The following is an 18,059-nucleotide window of genomic DNA, read 5'->3' on the forward strand; positions in this document are numbered from 1 at the left end:
TCTCACGTGATTTCGCCGTTGCGCAAACCTCTCCGAAGGTCGGAATCGGTGTCCATTTTTCACGATCCGACGTCACCCAAAGGGGAACTCCGCCGTGCGGCAACACCTTCCGCGCGCCGTCATGGGCATCCTGCTCACGGCGCTCGTCATCGCCTTCCTGCCCGGTACCCGGGCCACCGCCGCGAGCTGGACCAGCCACTGCACCGTCGGCGGCTTCTGCCTCTACGACCAGGACGGCGGCCAGGGCGCCGAGCTCGCCACCGACCCCACCGCCCCGGTCCAGGCCGTCGACCCGGCCTGGAACGACCGGACCCGCTCGGTGGACAACCAGTCCGCCTACTGGGCCTGCCTCTACGCCGACAGCGGCTACGGCGGCACCGTCCAGGCCATCCGCCCCGGCGGCCAGGCCAACCTCGCCGACCTCGGCACCCGGCTGGACGGCAAGGTCACCTCCTTCAAGGGCGCCAAGTCCAAGGCCGGCTGCTTCACCGGCTACGAGCGCTGCGAGACCGGGCGGCTCTGCCTGTTCGCCGAGGAGAGCGGCCGCGGCGCCATGACCTCCTTCACCGAGGACGAGATCCGCTCCTACGGCACCGAGTGGGACAACCGGACGGTCTCCGTCTTCAACCACACCGCCAAGCACGCCTGCTTCTACCCGGACAGCGGGCTCACCGGCTCCTGGACCGCCAACGGCGCCACCTACCGGGCCTTCGTCGTCCTCAGCGGCGACAGCACCTTCGTGCCCGCGCCCTACGCCGGCACGCTCAGCTCCGACCGTCTGGTCGTCGCCGCCGACGGCCACCCCGCCACCTACTTCTGCTGATCCGGGAGACCTCCATGAAGCACACCCTCACACGGCGTGCCGCCGTGATCCGGACCGCCGCCGCCCTCGGCCTGGCGGCCTCCGTCCTCGCCGTCCCCGGCAGCGGCCTGGCCGGCGCGGCCGACACCGACATCGTCCTGGGCGGCATCACCCTCTCCCAGGGCGCCCGCACCACGCCCTTCCCCGGCATCACCCGTACCGTCTACCAGGACGTCGACCGGACGTGGACGGTCAACGTGATGGACATCGACCCGGGCCGGGCCCCGATCACCTTCGACGGCTCGATCGGCGAGGGCATGTACACCACGCAAACCGTCCAGGAGATGCTGGAGCAGACCACCGGGGTGACCAGCCGACGCCCCTACCTCGGGGTCAACGGCGGCTACTTCGACGACGCCGTGGTCCTGGACCCGGCCAACCGGATCTTCTTCGGCGACCTCGGCGGCACCTCGGTCAGGAACGGGCGGCTACTCAGCGAGGCCGCCGGCGGCCGCTACGTCCCGCTCACCGCCGGCGCCCCGGCCGGCGCCAAGCCCGTGCTGCGCCCGGCCGGTTCCGTGTTGATGCTCCAGAACGGCCGCCCGTACGTCACCGAGCTCGCCACCAAGCTCACCGTGCAGCTCTCCGACGACTCCACCGTCAACCGCAAGGTCGACGGCGTCAACCGGCTGCCCGGTCGAGCCGGCCACTGCCTGCGCAACTCCGACCCCGCCAACGCCGACGTGACGGTGGTCGACGGCGTCTGCTTCGACCCGTCGGAGATCGTCGAGTTCACCCCCGAGTTCGGGGCGAGGACGCCGGCGCCGGACGTCCTGAAGGACACCGCCACCGACGACGACCCGGGCGTCGAGGTGCTGTTCAACTCGGCGGGCGTGGCCACCGACTGCTTCCGCCCCGGCGCCACCCCCGGCGGCATCGTCTCCGACGCCCCGCGTGGCGGCCACGACGTGCCGCCCGGCGGGCGAGCACTGGAAGGCACCGGCGACGGCGCTGCCTGGCTCTGGGACAACGCCTGCGCCGGCAAGCCGGTCACCCTGCACACGGTGATCACCGACACCCGCTTCGGTGACGCCGTCGCCGACACCTGGTTCGGCCGCGCCCCGGCCGGCGCCGTCGAGCACCCGATCGACCCGGCGATGTACACGACTCCCGTCGGCGACGTCCTGATCCGCGACGCCTCGGTCGTCTACCAGCCGGCCACGGACACCGACAAGCGGGCCTGGCGCACCGCCGGCGGCGCGGACGGCTTCGGCCACCTCTTCTTCGTCACCGTCGAGGGACAGAAGGGCGGCACGGCGCCCCTCGCTGCCGGAGCCACCCGAAGCGAGCTCGCCCAGCTGCTCAAGGCGCTCAACCTCGTCGACGCCGTCAACATGGACGGCGGCGGCTCGACCACCCTCAACCTGCGCGACCAGAACGGCAACGAACCTCCCGTCACCACCACGACCGACCCGTCCCCCCGCCACGTCGCCGACACCGTCTACGCCGCCGTCGGCGGCTACGGCCTCGCCAAGTAGGGCCACGCACCGAACGACCCCGGCCCTCTCCCCGGCCCAGCCGGCGAGAGGGCCGCTCGGCGACTCAACGATGGCACCGAGATCCACCACTGTCGGCGTCCGACCTCACGCCCGGGCACCGGCCTGCGGCAGGTCGCGCAGGGCACGCAGCGGGGAGAGCAGCAGCGGGGCGACGGCGAGGAGTTCGCCGAGGGCGCCGGTCCAGAGGGCGGCGCGGGCGCCGACGGTCTGGCCGAGCAGGCCGCCGATCAGGGCGCCGAAGGGCATCAGGCCCCAGACCACGAAGCGGAAGGTGGCGGTGACCCGGCCGAGCAGTTCGGGCGGGCAGGTCTGCTGGCGGAGGCTCACCACGCTGATCTTGTAGGTCATGAAGGCCGCCCAGCCGAGCGCGTTCAGGGTGATCGCGACAGCGAACCGCCAGTCGGCCTGGTAGAGCGGCACGGCCAGCAGCCAGAGCAGGCCGCTCACCGTCAGGGAGAGGCACATCGCCCGGCCCTGACCGAAGCGGGCGACGGCGCGGCCGACCAGCAGTGCGCCGAGCAGTCCGCCGACCGCCTCCAGGGTGAACACCAGGCCGCACAGGAAGGCGGAGAGCCCGAGCCGGTCGGCGAGCAGCACCAGCAGCATGGAGGCGCCGATGGTGCCGCACAGGTTGGAGACGGCGGAGCTGAGGGTGACCGCCCGCAGCAGCCGGTCGCCGAGGACGAAGCGCAGCCCCTCGGCGATCTCGGTGCGCAGCCGGCTGCGGCCGTCCGGCCGGGGGCGCTGCTCGGGGGTGCGGATCCGGGCCAGGGAGAGCGCGGAGAGGACGTAGGTGAGGGTGTTGACCACGACGGCGAACGGCGCGCCGAGCGCCGCCACCGCTCCGCCGCCGAGGCCCGGGCCGCCGATCTGCACCACGTTGCGGGTGGTTTCCAGGCGGACGTTCCCGGCGAGCAGGTCGTCCCCGCCGAGCAGACGGGGCAGGTGGCTCTGGAAGGCGGTGTCGAAGAACGCGGTGCCGACTGAGAGGCCGAAGGCGACCAGGTAGAGCTGGGGCAGGCTGAGCAGGTCGAGTGCGGCGGCGACGGGCACCGAGCCGAGCAGGGCGGCACGGGCGAGGTCGGCGGTGATCATCACCCGGCGGTGCCGCATCCGGTCCACCCAGGCGCCGACCGGCAGGCCGATCAGCAGGGCGGCCAGGTACTCGCACATCACCAGCAGGCCGGCCTCCAGGGGTGTGGCGTGCAGCGTCCTGATCGCGACCAGGGGCAGGGCCACCAGGGTGACGCCGGTGCCGAGCTGGCTGACCGTGTCGGCGGTCCAGAGCCGGCGGAAGTCGCGGCGGAGGGAGGGGCGCTCACGGGCGGGCAGGTCACGGGCGGAAAGGTCGCGGGAGGCGAGGTCGCTGGGGGGCAGGTCCGTTCTCATGGCGGCCAACACCATCAGCTGGCCCGGGGGGCGACCAGTGTTTTAGCGTGGACGAAAACATGCAGGCCGTGCGGGGGGATGGGGACGAGTGACCGAGGTTCGGTTCGACACCGAGGACGTCGTGGACGTGCGGTTCGCGGTCTCGCCGCTGTGGGAGACGGTGGCCGGGCTCTGGGCGGTGGGCGAGCCCGAGCGGCACGCCGTCCACCTGCCGTGGAGCCGGCCGGCCAGGGCACTCCTCCGGCGGCCCGAACTCGCCCGCCGGGTAGCGCCGTTGCGCGATCTGGTCGGGCCGGGCAGCTGTCTGCCGGACTTCCTCACCCCGCCTCCGGTGAGCGCGCTCGGCGAGATCGAGCAGGAGCTGGCGGTGGTGGCCGCCACCCCGGCCGACCGGGTGCGGGCCGAACTGGCCGGCGGTCCGGCCTCGCCGTTCGCCCGGCAGTTGGCCACGGACGTGCCCGGGCGGCTGCCGGAGCTGGTCGACGCGGTGCGACTCTGGTGGCGGGCGGCGGTGGAGCCGCACTGGCCGCGGATGCGGGCCCTGCTGGAGGCGGACATCGCGCACCGGACCCGCCAGTTCTCGGCGGGCGGGGTGCGGGCGCTCTTCGGCGGCCTGCACCCGGGCGCGCGGTGGGCGGGCGACCGGTTGGTGGTGGACGACCGGCTGGACACCGTGCTCGGGCTCGGCGGGCGCGGACTGCCGTTGCTGCCGAGCGTCTTCGCCGACCGCTGCGTGCTGCTGACCAGCAGTGCGACCGCCCCGCCGGTCGCGATCTACCCGGCCCGGGCGGTCGGCACCCTGTGGGAGCGCCAGGAGATCTCCCCCGACGGGCTCGCCCGCCTGCTGGGCCGCAGCCGCGCCCGGGTCCTGGCGCTCACCACCTCCCCCAGCACCACCACCCAGCTGGCCGCCCGGACCGGGCTGAGCCTGGGTGCCGTCTCGCAGCACCTGGGGGTGCTGCGGGCGAGCGGGCTGGTCACCGGCCACCGGTACCGGCACGAAGTGCACTACACGGCAACCGAGTTTGGCGCGGCGCTGCTGGACCGCAGCCAGCCGGACGGGGCCGGGGCACTGGAGGCGATCTGAAGGCATCCTGAGCAACCGTCATATCGTCCTACTGAAAGGCGATTACCATGCGCACCACGGCCCGCCGCCCGTGGCGGGGCGGGTAACGGTGGTTCCGGGAGGGCGAGATGGCGAACAGGGGCTGGACATCGGGGAGTTCGCGGGAGGACCGCCCCTCGGTGGACCTGCGGATGGACATCCCGCACTCGGCGCGCGTGTACGACTACCTCATCGGCGGCAAGACCAACTTCGAGGCGGACCGGACCGCCGCGCACGCCTCGGTGCAGGCCTGGCCGTCGCTGCCGGTCTCGATGCGCACCACCCGCGCCTTCATGCAGCGCGCCGTCCGCCACCTCACCGAGGAGTACGGCGTCCGCCAGTTCCTGGACATCGGCACCGGCATCCCCACCTCGCCCAATGTGCACGAGATCGCCCAGGGGATCGCCCCGCGGGCGCGCGTCGCGTACGTGGACAACGACCCGATCGTGCTGACCCACGCGCGGGCCCTGATGGACAGCACGCCCGAGGGCCGCACCTGCTACGTGGACGCCGACTTCCGCGACCCGGAGTCGATCATCGACGACCCGAAGCTGCGGGAGGTCCTCGACCTCTCCCGGCCGGTGGCGCTCTCGCTCATCGCCATCGTCCACTTCGTCCTGGACCAGGACGACCCGCAGGGCATCGTCCGGCGCTTCATGGACGCCCTGGCGCCCGGCAGCTTCCTCGCCCTCACCGTGTTCACCGGCGACACCGACCCGGTGGGCGTCGGCGGCGTCGGCCGGGAGTACAACACGCGCGGCATCCCGCTGCAGATCCGCGACAAGGCCGAGACCACCGCCTTCTTCGACGGCTACCAACTCCTCGACCCCGGCGTCACCCTGGTCCACCACTGGCGCCCGGACGCCGACGCCCCGCCGGTCCGCGACCGGGACATCGCGATGTACGCGGGCGTGGCCGTCAAACACTGACCGGCCTCCCCCCGTCGGCCCGCTGCGAGCGGCTCACCCGGACGGGCGAGCCCGTTCGCGGCGGGCACCGGCGGCCCGGAGGCTGGTGGCATGAGTGCCGTCACGGAAACCCCGCCGTCCGCGCCGCCGGTGCTGGACGTCCGGCAGCGGAACGTCGTCTTCGGCACGATCGTGCTCGGCATGCTGCTGGCCGCGCTCGACCAGACCATCGTCGGCACCGCACTGCCCACCATCGTCGCGGACCTCGGCGGGGCCGCGCACATGTCCTGGGTGGTGACCTCCTACCTGCTGGCGGAGACCGTCGCCACCGTGCTGGCGGGCAAGTTCGGCGACCTGTACGGGCGCAAGCTGCTCTTCCAGGTGTCCGCGATCGTGTTCATCACCGGCTCGTTCTTCTGCGGCCTGGCGACCAACATGACGCTGCTGATCGCCTGGCGGGCGTTCCAGGGCATCGGCGCGGGCGGGTTGATGGTGACCGCGATGGCCCTGATCGCGGACGTCATCCCGCTGCGCGAGCGCGGCAAGTACCAGGGTGCGGTCGGCGCGGTGTTCGGCGTGGCGACGGTGATCGGGCCGCTGCTGGGCGGCCTGTTCACCGACCACCTGTCCTGGCGGTGGGCGTTCTACGTCAACGTGCCGATCGCGATCGTGGTGGTGGTCGCCGCCGCCCGGACCATCCCCGCGGTCCGGACGGCGACCCGGCCCGTCATCGACTACCTGGGGATCGGCCTGGTCGCGGTCGGCGCGAGCGCGGTGATCCTGGCGACCAGTTGGGGCGGCAACGAGTACGCCTGGACCTCCGGGGTGATCATCGGCCTGTTCGCCGGCGGCGCCGTCGCGCTCGGGCTGTTCTGCTGGGTCGAAACCCGGGCGGTCGAACCGATGCTGCCGATGCGGCTGTTCCGCAACCCGGTGTTCGCGGTCTGCTCGGTGCTCAGCTTCATCGTCGGCTTCGCCATGCTCGGCGCGCTGACCTTCCTGCCGACCTACCTCCAGTACGTCGACGGCGACTCCGCGACCGTCTCCGGCGTGCGGATGCTGCCCATGGTGTTCGGGCTGCTGATCGCCTCCGTCGCCAGCGGCAACGTCGTCAGCAAGACCGGCCAGTACCGGTTGTTCCCGATCGTCGGCACCCTGGTGATGGCCCTCGGGCTCTACCTGCTCTCCCGGCTCGAACCGGACACCGGGACCGCGCCGGCCTCGTTCTACATGTTCGTGCTCGGCGTCGGCATCGGGCTGAGCATGCAGGTGCTCACCATCGCCGTGCAGAACACCGTCGACTACGCCGACCTCGGGACGGCCACCTCCGGGGTCACCTTCTTCCGCACCATCGGCAGTTCCTTCGGCACCGCCGTGTTCGGCACCATCTACGCCAACAGCCTCCGGACCGAACTCGCCAAGGGCGTCGCCGTCTCGGCCCGCCTGACCGGCGCCGACCCGGCGGTGCTCCTGCGGGCCGCGGAGAGCCCGCAGGGCCTGCACCGGCTGCCCGCCGCCCAGGCCGCACCGATCGTCCAGGGGTACTCCGACGCCCTGCACACGGTGTTCCTGTGGACGGTGCCGGTCGCCCTGGTCGGCTTCGTGGTGTCGCTCTTCCTCAAGCAGGTGGAGCTGCGGGACACCGCCCGGGCCGGCTCCACCGACCTCGGCGAGGGCTTCGCGCAGCCCACCACCTCCGACTCCGACCCGCACCTGGAGTACGCCGTCTGCGGGATCCTCCGCGGGGTGGACCTCTCCACCGTGCGCTCGATCGTCGCCGGGGCCGACACCCGGGTCGACCTCGCCGGGGCCTGGGCGCTGATGGAGGTCGCCGGCCACACCAAGGCCGTCGGCCACGCCTCGCTCGACCTGGTCGCCGCCCGCAAGCGCGTCCCGCCCGAGGTGCTGGAGCCGGTCTTCGCCCGGATGGCCGCCGAGGGCTACCTCACCCGCGACGGCGACCGTCTCACCGCCACCGAAGCCGGCAGCCGCGAGGTCCGCGCCCTCGCCGACGCCTGGTCGGACTGGCTCAACGCCCGCCTGGAGCGCGACGCCGGCCGCCCCCGCAGCCCCCGGCTGCGCGCCGCCGCGGACGCCATCGCCTGGCGCCTGATGATCGAGGACCTCGCCAACGGCCTCCCCGCCGACGCCCGCCCGAAGGTCGGCGTGGGGGCGGAGTAGACCGCCCGCTCCGCCGACCGGGCACGCGCCAGGACGGGACGGCCCTGGCGCGTGCCCGAGGCTGCGACCGACGTCAGGCCTGGCCCGACGTCACATCTGGCCCGACGTCAGGCCTGGACCGGCTTCGCCAGGACCAGCTCGCGCCCGACGCCGTCGTCCAGCAGGTCGCCCAGCTCGTCGGTGTCGGCGAAGCCCTGGCGGCGGTAGAGGGCGATCGCCGCGTCGTTGTCCGGCATCACGGCCAGCTTCAGGGTGGCGTACCCCTGCTCGCCGGCCCAGCGGGTGATCTCGCCGATCAGCCGGTCGCCGACGCCGCGGCCGCGCGCCTGCGGGCCGACCCACATCGAGATCAGCTCGGCGGCGTCGACACCGCCCGCGGCGTCCTCGTCGCCGGGCACACCACTGGCCATCGCGACCGGACGGCCGTCCAGCAGCGCGACCAGGTCCAGCGCGCCGGGGATCTCCAACCGAGAGCGCCACCGCTCCTCGATGTCACCGGGGCCCTGCCAGTCGGCGAGCTTGGAGCCGAAGGCGTACGGCGCCTCGGCCAGCGCGGCCAGGCGCAGCTCCCGCCAGAGCTGCCAGTCGTCGGAGGACAGCCGGCGGATTTCGAGTTCGTGCAGTTCAGCCATGGTGCGGACCCTGCCCCATCCCGCCCGCGGCAGCAACCCGTTTACCGGCGGGCGCCGCTGCCTGCGCCGGCCCGTGCGAATGTGAGATGCTCACGCCGAGGCAGGCAACAGGGCTTCGAGGGCCAGGAGTTGTACCGGAGGCACCTCGGGGACACCGAGGCGTCGGAGGGTGCCGATGAAGCCGTTGGAGGAGGCGGAGGACCGGCTCACGGTCGGGCCCTACCGGCTGGTGGCCGAGCTGGGGCGGGGCGGCATGGGGCGGGTGCTGCTGGGTGTCGCGCCGGACGGGCGGCTGGTCGCGGTCAAGGTGGTGCGCTCGCAGTTCGTGGAGGACGACGGGTTCCGGGCGCGCTTCCGCCGTGAGGTGGCGGCGTCCCGGCGGGTGTCCGGCGCCTACACGGCGGCCGTGATCGACGCGGACGCCGACGCGCCGCTGCCCTGGCTGGCGTCGGTCTTCGTCCCGGGCCCGTCGCTGAGCGGCGTCGTGGAGCGGACCGGTCCGCTGCCGGCGGACGCGGTGGTGCGCCTGGCCGCGGGGCTGGCCGCCGCGCTGGGCGGGATCCACCGGGCCGGGCTGATCCACCGCGACCTCAAGCCGTCCAACGTGCTGCTCGCCGCCGACGGGCCCCGGGTCATCGACTTCGGGATCGCCCGGGCCACCGACAGCGAGGGCGGCACCGAGATCACCCACACCGGCTGGCTCGTCGGCTCCCCCGCGTTCATGTCGCCGGAGCAGGCCGAGGGGCGTGAACTCAGCCCGGCCAGCGACGTGTTCTCGCTCGGCGCGGTGCTGGTCCAGGCGTGCACCGGGCGCAGCCCGTTCGCAGGCACCTCGGCGCCGCAGACGCTGTACAACGTCGTCCACACCGAACCGGACCTCGCGGCCGTCCCGGTGGAGCTGCGCGACCTGCTCGCGCGGTGCCTGTCCAAGGACCGGTCGCTGCGGCCCACGACGGCGGGGATCGCGCGCACCCTGGGACCGCTGGCGCCGTCCGTGCGGCCGTGGCCGGCCGCCGTGCACGCCCTGATCGACGAGCAGCAGGCCGCGATCACCCGCCTCCTCGGCCTGCCCGAGGGCGAGGGGCGGCTGGTGGCCTCCGAGACCGGGACGGTCGTGCTGACCGTGCGGACGACGGCGGAGGAGGACCTGCCGACCAGGACCGCACTCCCGGTGCCGGAGCGGCCGGAAGGACAGGCGGGGCCGGTCTCGATGCCTCAAGCGGCGGAGGACGCCGAGGACGAAGCGGAGGACGACCCGGCCCCGAGCAAGCGCCCGAGCCGGCGGACCGTCCTGTTCGGCGCGCTCGGCGCCGGCGTCGCAGCGGCGGTCGCCGTGCCGCTCGCGCTCAGCCGGACCTCGGGTTCCCCGGACGCGGGCGGCCCCGGGACGCTCCCGCCGCCGAGCACGCCGCCCAGCACCTCGCCTTCGGTCACGGCGAGTCCGAGTCCCAGTCCAAGTGCGTCGCCTTCGCTCTCGGCCACCCCCACATCACCCAGCACCCCGTGGGAGCCCTCCTACAACGTCTCCCCCAAGTGGCACACCAGGCAGACCGCCCTGGACTTCAGCCCTGGCGGCAAGCTCCTCGCGGTGGGCGACCGGGACAGCGCCGTGACGCTGTGGAACAGCCCCGGCCTGGACCTCGCGGCCGACCTCGGCAACTCTGCCGTGCCGGGCCTCGACAGCAACCTCACCTTCGCCGTGAAGTTCAGCCCGGACGGCTCGCAGCTCGCCGGCGTCGACAACTTCGCGACGATCACGCTGTGGGACATGGCCTCCCGGAAGAAGGCGGGCAGCCTCCAAGGCGACACGAAGCAGAAGGACGCCGGGTACGCGAGCCTCGCGTACAGCCCGGACGGCAAGATCCTGGCGTACGGCGCCAACAGCGTGATCACCCTGTGGGACGTCCAGAGCCGCTCCCTGGTCGCCACCCTCGTCAACAACCCGGTGAAACGGCCCGTCGTGAGCAATGCCGACGGGGACGTGCAGGGCATGGCGTTCGCTCAGGACGGCCGCACCGTCATCGCCTCGACCTTCCAGGATCTGCTGCGCTTCTGGGACGTCCGCAGTGGCACGCTCACCGCAACGGTGGAGAATGCCGGGGACGGTGTGATCGCTCTCGCGGTCAGTCCGGACGGCAAGGTCCTCGCCACCGCCTCCCGGGGCGAGGTGAAGGTGTGGGACGTCGCCACCCGTGCGGTGACCGGGACGCTGTCCTTCCCCCCGAACCCGGTCTCCGCCCTGGCGTTCAGCCCGGACGGCGGCTCGCTGGCCGCCGCCGAGAAGGACGGAAGTGTCCGGATCTGGTCCACGGCCACCTGGAACCCCGTCCGCGGGCTCGACCAGGCGAAGGCCTTCGAGCCCAAGCCCTTCATGCCGCAGCACCTCGCCTTCAGCCCCGACAGCAGGTTCCTGGTCGGGGCCTTCGACTACAACCTGGCCCTCTGGAAGGTCGGCTGAGCCCGGAAGGCCCGGCAAGTGGGCCCGGCATCAGGTCAGCGGGCGGACGGTGAGGATCTGCTCGGCGCGGCCCACCGGGCCGTGCTGGTCGTGCAGCACCGTGCTGGTGAGGCCGTGCCCGGCGGGGCCGAAGCTGACGCCGGTGTCGAGCCCGGTCCAGGGGCCCTCGGGGCGGCGGTGGAGGTGGATCGTCAGGTCCACGTTGGGGAACATCCACTGGGTGGGGTCCGCCCGGACGGCGATGCCGTTCGCGGTGTCCACCAGGGCGATGAAGGAGGCGAGCGGGCTGCTGGGCTCCCCGGCGACCAGTTCGACGCGGCTCGACACCCAGGCGGCGGCCCGGCCCGCCGGGGCGACCTGTCGGCGGCGGACGTCGATGGAGGAGACGTAGCCGCCGCTCCACCGGGCGTTCATCGCCCACGGCTCGAACTCCTCGGGTGCGGGCAGCGGTTCGTCGGGGCTGCCGGCGACGGCGGCGGTGTCGAGCTCGGCGAGGAACCACGCCCGGGCCCGGACCACCGCGCGCTCGCCGATCACGACGACGGCCTCCACCAGTTCGACGGTGCGGCCGGGCCGGAGGGTCCGCACCGTGATCTCGCACTCGTCGAGGGCGATCAGACCGAGTATGTCGTAGCTGATCCGCGCCATCACCAGGCCGTCCGCCGGCCCGGCCGCCCGGTGCTGCTCGATCGCGTGGACGACGAGGCCCGCCAGCGGGCTGAAGTGCTGCTCGTCCGCGTGCCAGGCGCCGCCCGCCTGGGCCGTCGGCTTGAACCGGTGCTCGCCGGTGCGGTGGTAGTAGCTGTCGAGCACGGCGGTGGGGGTGGTCACGGTGCGCTTCTCCTCTGGGCGGGACGGACGGCGGCGGACGTCCGCGCTCAGGATCGTAGGCGGCCGAACGGCCCGTCGGACGAAACGGTGGCGCATCCCACACCGCATCACCGGCAGCACAGGCCCCACCGCGTCACCGGCGCTACCTGCCACACCGCGTCACCGGGAGCCACCCGCACCAATGGCACGGCCTCCCCGGGCCGGAGCCCGGGGAGGCCGTGTCACGCCGGCGGTCAGCCGTGCGTCACGCACTTGTTGGCGCTGTTGGACCACAGGCCCTGGAGGTCGAAGGTGCCGGTGCTCAGCGTCACGTAGGCGTCGAGCTGGACGCAGGCGTCGCCGATCTCGCCGCCGCCGCCGTTCCAGCCCGCGCTGGGCCAGAAGTCGGTGACGGTCTCGGCGTACTCGTGGGTCTCGGTCGACTCGATGCCCGACAGCAGCCGGCCGTCCGTGAAGGTGGTGCAGGCGCCCGGGCCGTTGTCCGGGATGTACGGCAGGTTGGTGTAGGCGAGTTTGCCGTACGCGCTGGTGGTGTAGTCGTGCCAGGCGCAGAAGCCCGAGTTGGGGAACCCGTCGGGGTGGGTGCCGGTGGGCGAGACGATCACGTACTGGGCGTTGAGGTTCGGCGTCTGGGTGGTGTTGCCGAAGTGCGCGGCGGCCTTTCCGGCCTCGGCGGCGATCTGTGCGGCGGTCGCGCTGCCCGGGGCGGCGGCGGTGTTGTCGAACCAGACCCCCGCCAGCGGGGACGAGGTCGGGTGCGTGACGTGGATGCCCTTGGTGCCGCAGGTGACGGTGCCCTTGGGGACGCCCTCGCAGTACTGGTCGAGGATGGTGCCCCAGGTGTCCTGGCCGCCGTAGAGGCCCTTGAACATGTTCTGCATGTCGGTGGCCACCCCGGCCGGGTCCGAGGACCACTGGGTGCCCCAGAAGACCAGGTACACCTTCGGGGTGGGGGACACCACGCCCTGGCTGGCGTTGGACCCGACCTTCAGGGTGTTGGCGGCGGCGGTGATCGAACGCTGCGGTCCGGCGGCGCCGCCGGCCAGCGGCTTGACGCCGAAGTGGGCGGCGGGCGAGGCGGGTTGCGCTTCGGCCCCGGTGGCCAGCGAGGTGCTGCCGAAGGCGGCCAGGGCCAGCGCCGTGAGGGTGTGGACGGCGGCCTTGAGCGGTCTGGTGCGCATGCGTGTGCTCCCGATGTGAGGGTGTCAGGGAGGGACGTGCTGCGTACGAGTTGGAGCCCCGACACCACATCAGTCCGGGGGTCCGGCGTCCAGATGTGCGGTGGCCGCGATGGGAAGACTTTGCCGTGGCTATGCCAAATCCTGGTCATGGCCACGGCCGTGGCTGTGGCCGTGGCCGTGGCCGTGCGGATTCAGTGCCTCCCCCCGGCCCGGGGTCCGCCTCAGCCGCTAACGGCCGGGGGTGCGAAGGCGGCCCGGACGATGCGCTCGCCGACGGGGTTCATGGTCGTGGCCTTGGCGTCGGTCGCGTTGACCGAGTAGACGAGGGTTCGGGACAGGTCCCTGGTTGCCGCGATGAGCGTGCTGTAGCCGGGCCGCTCTCCGGTCTTGAGCCAGAGGATCTGCCCGCCACCCGCGTCGAAGCGCTGCAGTCCCGCACTCATCACGGCGCCCGGGATGTCCGGCACGGTGAACATCTCCTTGTCGAGCAGGGGCTGGGGGACGAGCTCTCCCCTGAACAGCGCGAAGAGGAACTTCTCCAGGTCATCGGTGGTGGAGATCATGTCACCCGCCGCCCACCGGTCCGACATGTTCCACTCGGTCGCGTCCACGACCGTGCCGTCCGCCAGCTTCTGGTAGCCCTCGTTGTGCGCGCCGTGGATGCGCGGGTCGGGACCGTCCGGGAACGAGGTGTGCCACATGCCGGCCGGACGGAGGACACGGACCTGCGCCTGGTGGGCGTACGAGTCACCCGTGATCTTCTCGATCAGCAGGCCGAGGACCGTGTAGTCGATGTTGCTGTAGCGCTGTTTCCTGCCCGGGCCTTCCCCTTGCCCCTGGTAGGGGCCCTTGGCGACCGACGCCGCGACGACGGCTTCGGGTGTGAGGGTCTCGAAGCGGTTCTCGTACCCCTCGGCGTTATCCGGGCCGAGGGATGAGCCCGGCTGGAGCCCACTGGTGAACGTGAGCAACTGCCGTACGGTGATCGGCTCGAAGGCGTCGGTCAGCAGGTTCGGCAGGTACTGCTGGACGGTGCCGTCCAGATCCACCCTGCCCTCCGCGGCGAGCTGCAACACGACGACCGAGGTGACCACCTTGGTGACGGATCCCGCCCGGAACCGGGCCCCTTCCAGGGCCTTGCGGCCGCTCTGCAGGTCGTGCACCCCGGCGCTTCCGTGCCAGCTCCCGTAGCCGCCGACACGTACGAGGGCCGCCGTCGCGTCCGGGCCGGGCAGCTCGCGAAGGGCGTTCTCCAACGCCTTCACATCCGGGCCGGACAACTGACTCACCGTGGCCTGAGCGCTGGGCGCTGCGGCCATGGCGGGAGCTGCGGCCAGCGGACCGGCGCCGAGGCCCAGCACGAGCACAGTGGCCAGGGCGGTACGTATGCGGATACTCAAGAGACACTCCGTGGTGTGGACCTGTTTGTTCGTGTGGAGCCCATCCTGTCGACCGAACGAACGCCCTGGATCACCGCCGAGGAGGGCTCCGCCCCTGAGACCCCCCTGGTCAACCACGCTTCCTGACGCAGACGTTGCCGGGGTTCACCCCTAATACTCCAGTGCGACTTCGCGATCACGTCGGTCCGAGCCTCAACCGGACAGCCCCACCATCCGTCTGATATGACGGACACTCACTTCACGACCGTCATGGGGGAATCATGAACACCGCCCAGCACAGCGCACAGCACAGCGCACAGCACCCCGCCCAGCACACCGCCGCACCCGTCACGCTGATCACCGGCGGGGCCACCGGGATCGGGGCCTCGACCACCCGGCGGCTGCTGGCCGCCGGACACCGGGTCGCCGTGACCGGGCGCGACCAGGCGCGCCTCGACCGGTTCGCGGCCGAGCTCGACCAGGCCGACGCCGTGCTGCCCGTCGCCGCGGACACCACCGACTTCGAGGCCGTGCGGGCCGCCGTCGAGGCGACGGTCAAGCACTTCGGCCGGCTCGACCACGTGATCGCCAACGCCGGCTTCTCCACCCACGACAACCTGGCCGACGGCGACCCGGAGCAGTGGCGCGAGATGCTGCTGGTGAACGTCCTCGGCCCGGCCCTGCTGGTCAAGGCCGCGCTGCCCGCGCTCAAGGAGAACGGCGGGCGGATCGTGCTGGTCGGCAGCACCGCGGGCATCAAGAACACCCCCGGCAACATGTACTCGGTCTCCAAGACCGCCCTGACCTCGCTCGCCGAGAACACCCGGGTCCTGGTCACCGGGGCCGGGGTGGGCGTGACCCTGGTCGCCCCCGGCCGGGTGGACACCCCGTTCTGGAGCACCCACCCGGACCAGGCCGCCCCGGCCGGACCGGTGCTGACCGCGGACCACATCGCCGACGCCATCGTCTGGGCGCTCGGCCAACCGACCGGCGTGGACGTCAACACCGTGGTGGTCCGCCCCACCGGCCAGCTCCACTGACCGGCGCGACGCCACCTCGCCAGGCGTCGCACCTCCTGCCCCCCTTACGGAGGAAGAGCACCTCAATGACCACACCGCGGAAGATCGTGCTGCTCGGCGGCGGATTCTCCGACGACCCGGACACCCTTCTCGACGACTTCGTACTGAGCCACGCGAGAAGCAAGCGGCCGAAGATCTGCTTCCTGCCCACCGCGAGCGGCGACTCCGACGGCTACGTCCGGCGCTTCCACGTCGCGTTCGGCGAACGCGACGACTGCGAGCCGGCCCACCTGCCCTTGTTCCGACGCACGCACCACGACCTCCGTGCGTTCCTGCTGGCCCAGGACATCGTGTACGTCGGCGGAGGCAACACCGCGAACATGCTCGCCGTGTGGCGGGAGCACGGTGTGGACGACATCCTGCGTGCGGCCTACGCGAGCGGGACGCTGCTCTGCGGAATCAGCGCGGGGGCCGCCTGCTGGTTCGAGGCCTGCCTCACCGACTCCTTCGGTCCTCTCGCCCCGCTCACCGGGGGCCTGGGAATCCTGCCCGGCAGCATGTGCCCGCACTACGACACCGAGGCCGAACGCAGAACGGCATATCTCTCCGCCGTGGCAAGCGGAGCGCTGCCGGAGGGCTGGGCCCTGGACGACGGCGCCGCCGCACTGTTCACGGACGGACGTCTCGCGGACGTCGTTTCGAGAACACCGGACTCCGCGCTGTACCAGGTCACCCGCCGCCTCGACGCCGCGCGGTCGGCCGCTCCCGATGCCATCGAAACGCGGTTCCCCGCGAGCCTTCCTGCCTCCCCCCGTCCGGAGATCGAACGGCCATGAACCCACTGGCGCTCAAGCCCCACCTGGAGACCCGCACGCTCGGCACCACGCGGAGCGCGGGCCCGGTCGTTCACCCGACCGGCCAGCTGCACCGGCGTCCGGGAGACGGGTGTCGCAGGCATACCGACTTCGCAGTCCCTCCTGTTGTCCTCGTCCGCAACAGCACGCATGGTGGCAGGGACGTCCTTCCGCCCCAGCAGGTCGGCCCAGCCACCAGGAGCACATCCCCATGACCGAATCCTCGGCCTCCCAGGACAAAGCCCCGGTGAGGACCATCGCCTTCGTCCAGTACCCGGGCCTCACCCCGCTCGACATCGTCGGCCCATTACAGGTCCTCGGCGAGCTGTCCCATCTCGTCCCCGGCTACAACACGGTCGTGGTCGCCGAGCAGATCGAACCGATGGCCACGGACACCCCGCTGTCCCTGGTTCCCAGCCACACCTTCGAGACCATGCCCGATCCGTACGCGCTCATCGTGCCCGGTGGCACGGTCCCCACCCTCGCCGCGATGGCCGACGAGAAGCTGCTGGACAAGCTGCGCACCGCGGCCGCACGGGCCCAGATCATCGGCTCCGTGTGCACCGGCTCGCTGCTCCTCGCCGCCGCCGGTCTCCTGGAAGGACGCCGGGCCAACTCGCACTGGATGTACCGCAGCCTGCTGGCCAGGTTCGGAGCGATCCCGGTGGCCGAGCGCTGGGTCCGGGACGGGAACGTCATCACCGCCGCCGGGGTTTCGGCCGGCATCGACATGGCATTCCACCTGGTCGGCGAGCTCGCCGGCCAGGACGTCGCGCGCAAGGTCCAGCTGTTCCTCGAGTACGACCCCCAGCCCCCGTTCGGCCCGATCGACTGGGAGGCCGCCAACCCCGGCCAGTACGCTCCCCAGGGCCAGAAGCGTCTTCGCCAGGCCCTCGCCGACCATCCCGCACTCCTGGAACGCCTGACCTACTGAACGACCGTCACACGCCAACGGGCTGGGCGGGCACGGCTCCGGCGATGCCGGGGGTGTGCGTCACCAGGGCGGCGGTGACGGCCTCGGCCCAGGCGGTCGGGGGCGGCGGCAGCCCGCTCAGGTGGTCAGTTCGCGGCCGGAGCGGGACCAGGCCGCGGTGCCGCCGCGGACGGACGCGGCGTCGAAGCCGGCTCGGGCGAGCAGTTCGGCGCCGACCTGGCTGCGGTTGCCGGAGGCGCAGATCACCATGACGGCACGGTCCCGGGGCAGCTCGGCCAGGCCGCCGGACAGCATGCCCAGTGGAAGCGACCGCGCCCCCGGCACGTGGCCCATCGCGAACTCGAACGTCTCACGCACGTCGAGCACCAGCACTCCGCCCTCGCGGGCCGCAGCGAAGGCCTCGATGTCCACTTCCTTCAGCATGATCAAACCTTTCTATTACCCCCCGGGGTATCTTCAGCGTACGGGAACCAGCGAGTGCCGCGATGCATTCCAGGCCCGCCGAGGGGCCTCCCCAGCGTCGCCGGCACGTCGGACAATTACCCCCGGGGGTATTATTGCACCAAGCGATCGGTCCGGTGGCGCTGCGCCCCGGACAGGAAGGACCGAGACATGTGCCGTCGAGTGACGTGCAAGCAGTGCGGCAAGGCCACCTACTCCGGATGCGGGAACCACGTGGACCAGGTGCTGGGCGGCGTGCCCAAGGCGCAGCGGTGCAGCTGCCCGCCGGCGCCGAAGCGGTCGTGGTGGCCGTTCGGGAGGCGATGACCGGACGACGCCCGAATGCCGTGGCGACCCCGCTCGGCTCACCGACGCGGGCCGTGCGG

The 18,059-nt window shown here is 72.3% G+C and carries 16 protein-coding genes; 10 read left to right on the forward strand and 6 right to left on the reverse strand.

The window, feature by feature from the left end; genetic code table 11:
* Nucleotides 1-94: 94 nt before the first annotated feature.
* Complete coding sequence (locus tag ABTY15_RS17255) at nt 95-823, forward strand: peptidase inhibitor family I36 protein (RefSeq protein WP_350588920.1); 729 nt, start codon at nt 95-97, stop codon at nt 821-823.
* 14 nt (nt 824-837) lie between these two features.
* Nucleotides 838-2,340, forward strand: coding sequence for a phosphodiester glycosidase family protein (locus ABTY15_RS17260; RefSeq protein ID WP_350588921.1), 1,503 nt, complete (start codon nt 838-840; stop codon nt 2,338-2,340).
* A gap of 105 nt (nt 2,341-2,445) precedes the next feature.
* Here ABTY15_RS17260 and ABTY15_RS17265 read toward each other — a convergent pair whose 3' ends face one another.
* The gene (locus tag ABTY15_RS17265; protein ID WP_350588922.1) at nt 2,446-3,750 is read right to left on the reverse strand and encodes an MFS transporter; all 1,305 of its coding nucleotides are present in this window, start codon (nt 3,748-3,750) and stop codon (nt 2,446-2,448) included.
* An 88-nt stretch (nt 3,751-3,838) separates the two neighbouring features.
* Between ABTY15_RS17265 and ABTY15_RS17270 the strand changes: the two genes are divergently transcribed.
* From ABTY15_RS17270 to ABTY15_RS17280, 3 genes are all read left to right on the forward strand, one after another.
* Nucleotides 3,839-4,837, forward strand: coding sequence for an ArsR family transcriptional regulator (locus ABTY15_RS17270; RefSeq protein ID WP_350588923.1), 999 nt, complete (start codon nt 3,839-3,841; stop codon nt 4,835-4,837).
* A 107-nt stretch (nt 4,838-4,944) separates the two neighbouring features.
* On the forward strand, nt 4,945-5,784 hold the full coding sequence (locus ABTY15_RS17275) for an SAM-dependent methyltransferase (RefSeq protein WP_502893524.1): 840 nt from the start codon (nt 4,945-4,947) through the stop codon (nt 5,782-5,784).
* Nucleotides 5,785-5,874: 90 nt separating this feature from the next.
* Entirely contained in the window at nt 5,875-7,944 is a 2,070-nt protein-coding gene (locus tag ABTY15_RS17280) for an MDR family MFS transporter (RefSeq protein ID WP_350588924.1), read from the forward strand.
* A gap of 107 nt (nt 7,945-8,051) precedes the next feature.
* Here ABTY15_RS17280 and ABTY15_RS17285 read toward each other — a convergent pair whose 3' ends face one another.
* Entirely contained in the window at nt 8,052-8,576 is a 525-nt protein-coding gene (locus ABTY15_RS17285) for a GNAT family N-acetyltransferase (RefSeq protein ID WP_350588925.1), read from the reverse strand.
* Between the two features lie 175 nt (nt 8,577-8,751).
* Here ABTY15_RS17285 and ABTY15_RS17290 point away from each other — a divergent pair, with 175 nt between their 5' ends.
* Nucleotides 8,752-11,034, forward strand: coding sequence for a WD40 repeat domain-containing serine/threonine protein kinase (locus tag ABTY15_RS17290; protein ID WP_350588927.1), 2,283 nt, complete (start codon nt 8,752-8,754; stop codon nt 11,032-11,034).
* 30 nt (nt 11,035-11,064) lie between these two features.
* Here the strand turns inward: ABTY15_RS17290 and ABTY15_RS17295 are convergent, their stop codons facing one another.
* The 3 genes from ABTY15_RS17295 to ABTY15_RS17305 form a co-directional block, all read right to left on the reverse strand.
* Entirely contained in the window at nt 11,065-11,865 is an 801-nt protein-coding gene (locus ABTY15_RS17295) for a thioesterase family protein (protein WP_350588928.1), read from the reverse strand.
* 233 nt (nt 11,866-12,098) lie between these two features.
* Entirely contained in the window at nt 12,099-13,046 is a 948-nt protein-coding gene (locus tag ABTY15_RS17300; protein ID WP_350588929.1) for a hypothetical protein, read from the reverse strand.
* Nucleotides 13,047-13,267: 221 nt separating this feature from the next.
* Nucleotides 13,268-14,446, reverse strand: coding sequence for a serine hydrolase domain-containing protein (locus tag ABTY15_RS17305; RefSeq protein ID WP_350588930.1), 1,179 nt, complete (start codon nt 14,444-14,446; stop codon nt 13,268-13,270).
* Nucleotides 14,447-14,706: 260 nt separating this feature from the next.
* On the opposite strand from ABTY15_RS17305, the gene ABTY15_RS17310 reads away from it, so the two are divergent.
* The 3 genes from ABTY15_RS17310 (at nt 14,707) to ABTY15_RS17320 (ending at nt 17,232) form a co-directional block, all read left to right on the forward strand.
* Nucleotides 14,707-15,465, forward strand: coding sequence for an SDR family oxidoreductase (locus tag ABTY15_RS17310; protein ID WP_350588931.1), 759 nt, complete (start codon nt 14,707-14,709; stop codon nt 15,463-15,465).
* Between the two features lie 65 nt (nt 15,466-15,530).
* Complete coding sequence (locus ABTY15_RS17315) at nt 15,531-16,280, forward strand: Type 1 glutamine amidotransferase-like domain-containing protein (RefSeq protein ID WP_350588932.1); 750 nt, start codon at nt 15,531-15,533, stop codon at nt 16,278-16,280.
* A 229-nt stretch (nt 16,281-16,509) separates the two neighbouring features.
* Nucleotides 16,510-17,232, forward strand: coding sequence for a DJ-1/PfpI family protein (locus tag ABTY15_RS17320; protein WP_350588933.1), 723 nt, complete (start codon nt 16,510-16,512; stop codon nt 17,230-17,232).
* A 117-nt stretch (nt 17,233-17,349) separates the two neighbouring features.
* Here the strand turns inward: ABTY15_RS17320 and ABTY15_RS17325 are convergent, their stop codons facing one another.
* Nucleotides 17,350-17,655, reverse strand: a complete 306-nt coding sequence (locus ABTY15_RS17325; protein WP_350588934.1) for a rhodanese-like domain-containing protein — start codon at nt 17,653-17,655, stop codon at nt 17,350-17,352.
* Nucleotides 17,656-17,844: 189 nt separating this feature from the next.
* Between ABTY15_RS17325 and ABTY15_RS39795 the strand changes: the two genes are divergently transcribed.
* The gene (locus tag ABTY15_RS39795) at nt 17,845-18,000 is read left to right on the forward strand and encodes a DUF8730 family Cys-rich protein (protein ID WP_502893525.1); all 156 of its coding nucleotides are present in this window, start codon (nt 17,845-17,847) and stop codon (nt 17,998-18,000) included.
* Nucleotides 18,001-18,059: the final 59 nt, after the last annotated feature.

The sequence above is a fragment of the Kitasatospora sp. NPDC097643 genome, assembly GCF_040302625.1.
GTDB lineage: Bacteria > Actinomycetota > Actinomycetes > Streptomycetales > Streptomycetaceae > Kitasatospora.

Excerpts from the sequence above, each read along its gene's own strand:
- ABTY15_RS17260 (WP_350588921.1), top strand. The coding sequence starts at position 838 with ATGAAGCACACCCTCACACGGCGTGCCGCCGTGATCCGGACCGCCGCC.
- ABTY15_RS17265 (WP_350588922.1), bottom strand. The coding sequence starts at position 3,750 with ATGAGAACGGACCTGCCCCCCAGCGACCTCGCCTCCCGCGACCTTTCC.
- ABTY15_RS17275 (WP_502893524.1), top strand. The coding sequence starts at position 4,945 with ATGGCGAACAGGGGCTGGACATCGGGGAGTTCGCGGGAGGACCGCCCC.
- ABTY15_RS17280 (WP_350588924.1), top strand. The coding sequence starts at position 5,875 with ATGAGTGCCGTCACGGAAACCCCGCCGTCCGCGCCGCCGGTGCTGGAC.
- ABTY15_RS17285 (WP_350588925.1), bottom strand. The coding sequence starts at position 8,576 with ATGGCTGAACTGCACGAACTCGAAATCCGCCGGCTGTCCTCCGACGAC.
- ABTY15_RS17290 (WP_350588927.1), top strand. The coding sequence starts at position 8,752 with ATGAAGCCGTTGGAGGAGGCGGAGGACCGGCTCACGGTCGGGCCCTAC.
- ABTY15_RS17300 (WP_350588929.1), bottom strand. The coding sequence starts at position 13,046 with ATGCGCACCAGACCGCTCAAGGCCGCCGTCCACACCCTCACGGCGCTG.
- ABTY15_RS17310 (WP_350588931.1), top strand. The coding sequence starts at position 14,707 with ATGAACACCGCCCAGCACAGCGCACAGCACAGCGCACAGCACCCCGCC.
- ABTY15_RS17315 (WP_350588932.1), top strand. The coding sequence starts at position 15,531 with ATGACCACACCGCGGAAGATCGTGCTGCTCGGCGGCGGATTCTCCGAC.
- ABTY15_RS17320 (WP_350588933.1), top strand. The coding sequence starts at position 16,510 with ATGACCGAATCCTCGGCCTCCCAGGACAAAGCCCCGGTGAGGACCATC.
- ABTY15_RS17325 (WP_350588934.1), bottom strand. The coding sequence starts at position 17,655 with ATGCTGAAGGAAGTGGACATCGAGGCCTTCGCTGCGGCCCGCGAGGGC.
- ABTY15_RS39795 (WP_502893525.1), top strand. The coding sequence starts at position 17,845 with ATGTGCCGTCGAGTGACGTGCAAGCAGTGCGGCAAGGCCACCTACTCC.